Source organism: Paenibacillus sp. 01T422, from assembly GCF_056398785.1.
Genome location: NZ_JBFTQB010000494.1, coordinates 1 through 4,742 on the forward strand (window position 1 = coordinate 1; position 4,742 = coordinate 4,742).

The following is a 4,742-nucleotide window of genomic DNA, read 5'->3' on the forward strand; positions in this document are numbered from 1 at the left end:
CGGGCATCCTGCACGGTCAGCGATTCCCAGAACAGTCGCCCAATGCAGCGATTACTGTTGCGCCAAGCCATTTTAGCCCCATGCTCCAGCTCTTGCAGCGTATGCTCATAGGAACCCTTGAACGCAATGGAACGGGTAATATCGGCAATACGAGCTTCGGTTTCGCTAGCGCTTTTGCCTAATTCAAGATAGCAATCTCTAATAAAAGGGACAGCCTTATCTAGTAGTTGATCCTGCACTTCTTTCATAGGTGTAACTCCACTCCGATTCATAGAAGCTCCCACGGACTTTCCTCCGCCGGGACTCCCTATCTTTTACAATTGTGCGCTAAATTGCTCCGGTACATAAGCTATTTGAGAGCCAGCGATAATCGTTAACTCGCCCTGCTCCTCTGAATATTGAACGGCGTCATCGCCAACATAGAACCATACTTTCCGTGTCGGTTGATTCTCAAACTCTTGAAATATGAAAACGTTAAGCTCATCTTTCCATTTTAAAAGCTCCGCAATACGCTCCTTATCGACCTTCACAGTGAAAACCCATTGGTCTTCTACCTGTTTATACGTATAATCAACAGGCTGCTTGCCTGTATCAATAAATGCCCGACCGCCTACCGCATGCTTCACCAAAAATTGTTCCTTCATCTCCGCAGCCTCCCTTTTATGGCAGATCGATTAACATGAAATGTGCATCTTCCGTAGCACGTAGCGCAAGTGACGACTCCGCCTCCATGCGCGCGCTGTCCATAGTTTCCAACTGAGCCTTATTGGCCTCTAACTTCCCGCTAATGACCATAAGAAAAATACGTCGATTCTCTTTCTGATTGAAGACCAGCTCTTTGCCCGCTTCCAGCTTGCTGAGATAGATGCTCATATCCTGATAAATTTTCGCTTGGTGCTCGCCGCCTTCAGGCGTTACGACCGGCAGCAAGGCATTCGTCATTGCCTCTGGTACATAGGTCACATTCTCGAAGGACGGCTCCGTGCCCCGTTTCGCAGGCATAAACCAGAGTTGGAACAAACTAAGCGGCTCTGAGTCCGAGGCATTATACTCGGCATGAATCACGCCGCTGCCCGCTGACATGCGCTGAACGCCGCCCACTGCCGTTACCGCCACATTCCCTAAACTATCCTCATGCTTAATGGCTCCGCTGAGAACGACGCTGACAATTTCCATATCGCTATGCGGATGCGGCCCAAAACCGCGACCCGCGGCAATCTCATCATAATTGCAAACGCGCATAACCCCGAAACCTGTATTATTTTCATCAAAATAATCACCAAACGAAAAGCTCTTATACCCCTTGAGCCAGCCCAAATCCGAACTGTTGCGCGTATGTGCAGGAAATACTTGTATCACAGTTAGTCGCCTCCTTTATTAAGTACTCTAAGCTTATCATATTGTGACAATCGACTTCCATGTCGGAACGGTGGCGGATCGGTTGCAAAATAGAGGCGAGGTGCCAGAGGAAACGAAAAAGGCCATCCTTGGCCTTTTCAGACCTTGCGGAACAGCCTTTGTCAGTTTATTAATCACCAAGCATAGAGCCCGCAAAGTCCGGCGTGCCATCCTCGTGCCACTTCAGCACGCGAACAAACGTATGGCGATTGGGATCGTAGAGCGGATCGCCTTCAATCTCTTTGTAATTCCTCGCGTGCAACACGAGAATATGCTGCGAACCATCTTCCGACAAGGTGAAGCTGTTGTGCCCAGGCCCATATAGAGCGATGTTCTCATCGGTTGAGAGTACTGGCGACTTTGATTTCGACCATGACTGCGGGTCCAGCAAATCTGCATCTTCGTCTGCCGTTAACAGCCCCATGCAGTAATTGAAGTCTGTTGCGCTTGCGGAAAAAGAGAGGAAGATACGTCCATTAGCCTTCAACACCGCTGCGCCCTCATTCACCTTAAAGCCGATGGTTTCCCAGTCATACTGCGGCGTCGTTATCATGACCTGCTTGCCATGGAGTGTCCACGGATTGCTCATTTCAGAGATATAAAGGTTCGAGTTACCGACAATTTCAGGGTCTTTCTGTGCCCAGACCAAATACCGAATTCCGCGATGTTCGAAAGAAGTCGCATCCAGCGCAAAACTCTCCCACTCGGTGCGCAGCTGCCCCTTCTCCACCCACTCCCCTTCCACAGGGTTAGCCGCAGCATTTTCAAGAACATACATTCGGTGATCAAAAAGACCCTCGTTCGTTTCTGTCGTTCTAGCCGCAGCAAAATAGATATACCACTTATCCGCTACAAAATGGATCTCCGGCGCCCAAATATTGGCACTAAGGGGGCCTTCGCTATATTTCCGCCAGGCTACGGCCGGCTTCACCTCGCTTAAACCTTCGATTGTCGCAGAGCGCCGCACCTCAATGCGATCATACTCCGGTACCGACGCTGTGAAGTAATAGTAGCCATCCGTATGCTTATATATCCATGGATCAGCACGCTGCTCCAAAAGGGGTTTAATCACGTTGGTTTCCAAGTTTTTCATAGGTTAGTCTCCTTTAATTCTCTCTCTGTTTATCTGTTGATCTGTATGTTTGTCAGCCTTTCACGCCGCCAACGGTAAGTCCCGATACGAAAAAACGTTGGAAGAAAATGAAGACAATTAGAATCGGTACAATCGCCAGCACGGATCCAGCAATCAGAATGTCGTAATTATTGCCGTAAGGCGTGACTAGACTGGATAGACCGATGGGCAGCGTCAGCTTTTCGCCTGTTTTGAGCACAATTAGTGGCCAAACGAAGCTGTTCCAGCTCGCAAGAGCCTGCAGGATAGCCATAGCGCCAAAAGCCGGGGCCATCAAAGGCATCATAATTTTGAAAAAGATGCCGTATTCCGAGCAGCCATCAATTCTTCCCGCATCGAGAAAATCCTTCGGCAGCCCAGCCGCATATTGGCGGAAGAAGAAGATTGGCAGCGGTGCTACGACAAAAGGCAGGATAACCCCGGCATACGTATCAATTAAACGGAAGCTGATCATCTGTTTATACAGCGGGAGCATAATAATTTCCACTGGCACCATCATCACCAGAAGCACGAAGAGGAAAATAAGATTTCTCCCGACAAAACGATACATCGCTAGCCCGTAACCCACCATGGAGGATAAAAGTAAACAACAGAGGGTATAAACAACTGAGATCAGCACACTGTTCTTGTACCATATCAAATACTTCTTAGCGGAGGCAGAGAACAAGAATGAATAGTTATGAAAAGATAACAACTCCGGCTGCAGCTTCACATTAAGCCCGTAGCGCAGCATCTCTTTGGACGGTTTCAACGAGGCCAAAGCCAGGCTGTAGAACGGGAATAGTGCCAGAATCGCAAGCACGGCGAACAATAAGAACAATAAGGAGGATTGAAGGAATTTATTTCGTTCAATTTGCATGCCTAGTCCTCCTTTTTAAATAAGCCGAAAAATTTTAACTGAATAACATTCAACACCATCGTAATCGCTAACAATGTAATACCAATTGCAGAACCAAAGCCCAAATTATTGCGCTCGATGCCTTCCCGGTAGAGCAGGCCAATCATCGTCAAACCGATGTCATTCGGGGAGCGATTGCCATTCCACAGAATGAAGCTTTCGGTAAACATGGAATAGCCGCCGTAGATGGAAATCGTAATGACATAAATCGCAACCGGCTTCAATAAAGGCAGCGTAATGCGCCAGAAGCGGTCCCATTTGTTCGCGCCGTCAATCTCCGCCGATTCGTATAATTCATGCGGTATACTCTGCAGTGCTGACAAGAAATAAATGATATTGACGCCGGTAAAACGCCAAGTCGCCAGGATGACCATGACAAGCATACCTGTCGCCGAACCCGCAAGCCAGTTAATGCTCGGCATGCCCAGCAAATGACGGAACCCGTTCATCACAGACTCGTCCAAACTGCCGAAGACAAGCCGGAATATCGTACCCGCCACAACAACGGAAGTGAGTGAAGGAATAAACAAAGCGGAACGAAAAAAAGCGCTCGCCTTGGTGAGCTTAGCATTCAGGAATACAGCCAGCACAAGCGGCATTGGGATTAACACCAGAATGGTCCAAAACGTATACCTGCTGCTATTTTTCAAAGCTGTGAAAAAAGACTCGCTCCATAAATTTTTATAATTTGCAAGCCCAATGAAATGCGTTTGACCCGGTAGAACCTCCTGGAAGCTCATAACAATCGTGTTCACGACCGGATAGGCAARGAAAATAAGAAAAGACAAGACAAATGGCAGAACAAACACATAGGGAGCCACCCGGGAGGAATACAGAAATTTACTCATATCGACTATCGCTACTCCTCTCTGGAAGCGCTGCCGGCTTCACCTAAGGCATGGAACTCAGCTCAGGCAAAGCCAGCAACGGAACGCGAGGCGTTCGAACTACTTGATATTTTTCACGGCATCGTCCAATACTTGTTTCGGATCTTTCAACTCATTCAGCGCTTGGAAAATGGCTTTCGTCTTGAGGTAATCCGACACAGCCGGTGTTTTCTCTTTAATATTTGTAGGTGCGATTTCGCCTTTTACAGAAATGAGAACGTCCCACAGATTTTTGCCAAAATAGGCGGTGAATTTATTGTCCGCCTTCAGCGCCGGATCGTTCCAAACGTCCGTACGAATCGGGTCAAATCCGAGCTGTGACCAGATCTGGATATTCCCCTCTTTGGACAATTTGGCATAGGACAGGAATTTCTTCGCAATTTCTTGATTCTTCGATTGCTTCGTAATGACCGTACCCGTCCCCCCC

Annotated in this window: 6 protein-coding genes and 1 pseudogene; all 7 read right to left on the reverse strand. The window is 48.0% G+C overall.

Annotated features, from left to right (window positions below; genetic code table 11):
• On the reverse strand, positions 1-248 hold a 248-nt coding region (locus AC1DUA_RS24080; protein ID WP_477502181.1), incomplete at its 3' end, for a nitric oxide synthase oxygenase.
• Between the two features lie 66 nt (positions 249-314).
• Positions 315-644 (reverse strand): hypothetical protein, encoded by a 330-nt coding sequence (locus tag AC1DUA_RS24085; RefSeq protein WP_477502176.1) that lies wholly within the window; start codon positions 642-644, stop codon positions 315-317.
• Positions 645-660: 16 nt separating this feature from the next.
• Complete coding sequence (locus AC1DUA_RS24090) at positions 661-1,359, reverse strand: pirin family protein (protein ID WP_477502177.1); 699 nt, start codon at positions 1,357-1,359, stop codon at positions 661-663.
• 169 nt (positions 1,360-1,528) lie between these two features.
• Positions 1,529-2,491: a glycoside hydrolase family 43 protein gene (locus AC1DUA_RS24095; RefSeq protein WP_477502178.1), complete on the reverse strand. Its 963-nt coding sequence runs from the start codon at positions 2,489-2,491 to the stop codon at positions 1,529-1,531.
• 52 nt (positions 2,492-2,543) lie between these two features.
• Entirely contained in the window at positions 2,544-3,389 is an 846-nt protein-coding gene (locus AC1DUA_RS24100) for a carbohydrate ABC transporter permease (RefSeq protein WP_477502179.1), read from the reverse strand.
• A gap of 2 nt (positions 3,390-3,391) precedes the next feature.
• Positions 3,392-4,276, reverse strand: a complete 885-nt coding sequence (locus AC1DUA_RS24105) for a carbohydrate ABC transporter permease (RefSeq protein WP_477502180.1) — start codon at positions 4,274-4,276, stop codon at positions 3,392-3,394.
• Positions 4,277-4,375: 99 nt separating this feature from the next.
• A pseudogene (locus tag AC1DUA_RS24110) lies at positions 4,376-4,742 on the reverse strand (ABC transporter substrate-binding protein); the annotation flags it as partial.

What these genes read in the sequence shown, in the direction of transcription:
- AC1DUA_RS24095 (WP_477502178.1), bottom strand. Translation starts at nt 2,491, where the DNA reads ATGAAAAACTTGGAAACCAACGTGATTAAACCCCTTTTGGAGCAGCGT.
- AC1DUA_RS24100 (WP_477502179.1), bottom strand. Translation starts at nt 3,389, where the DNA reads ATGCAAATTGAACGAAATAAATTCCTTCAATCCTCCTTATTGTTCTTA.
- AC1DUA_RS24085 (WP_477502176.1), bottom strand. Translation starts at nt 644, where the DNA reads ATGAAGGAACAATTTTTGGTGAAGCATGCGGTAGGCGGTCGGGCATTT.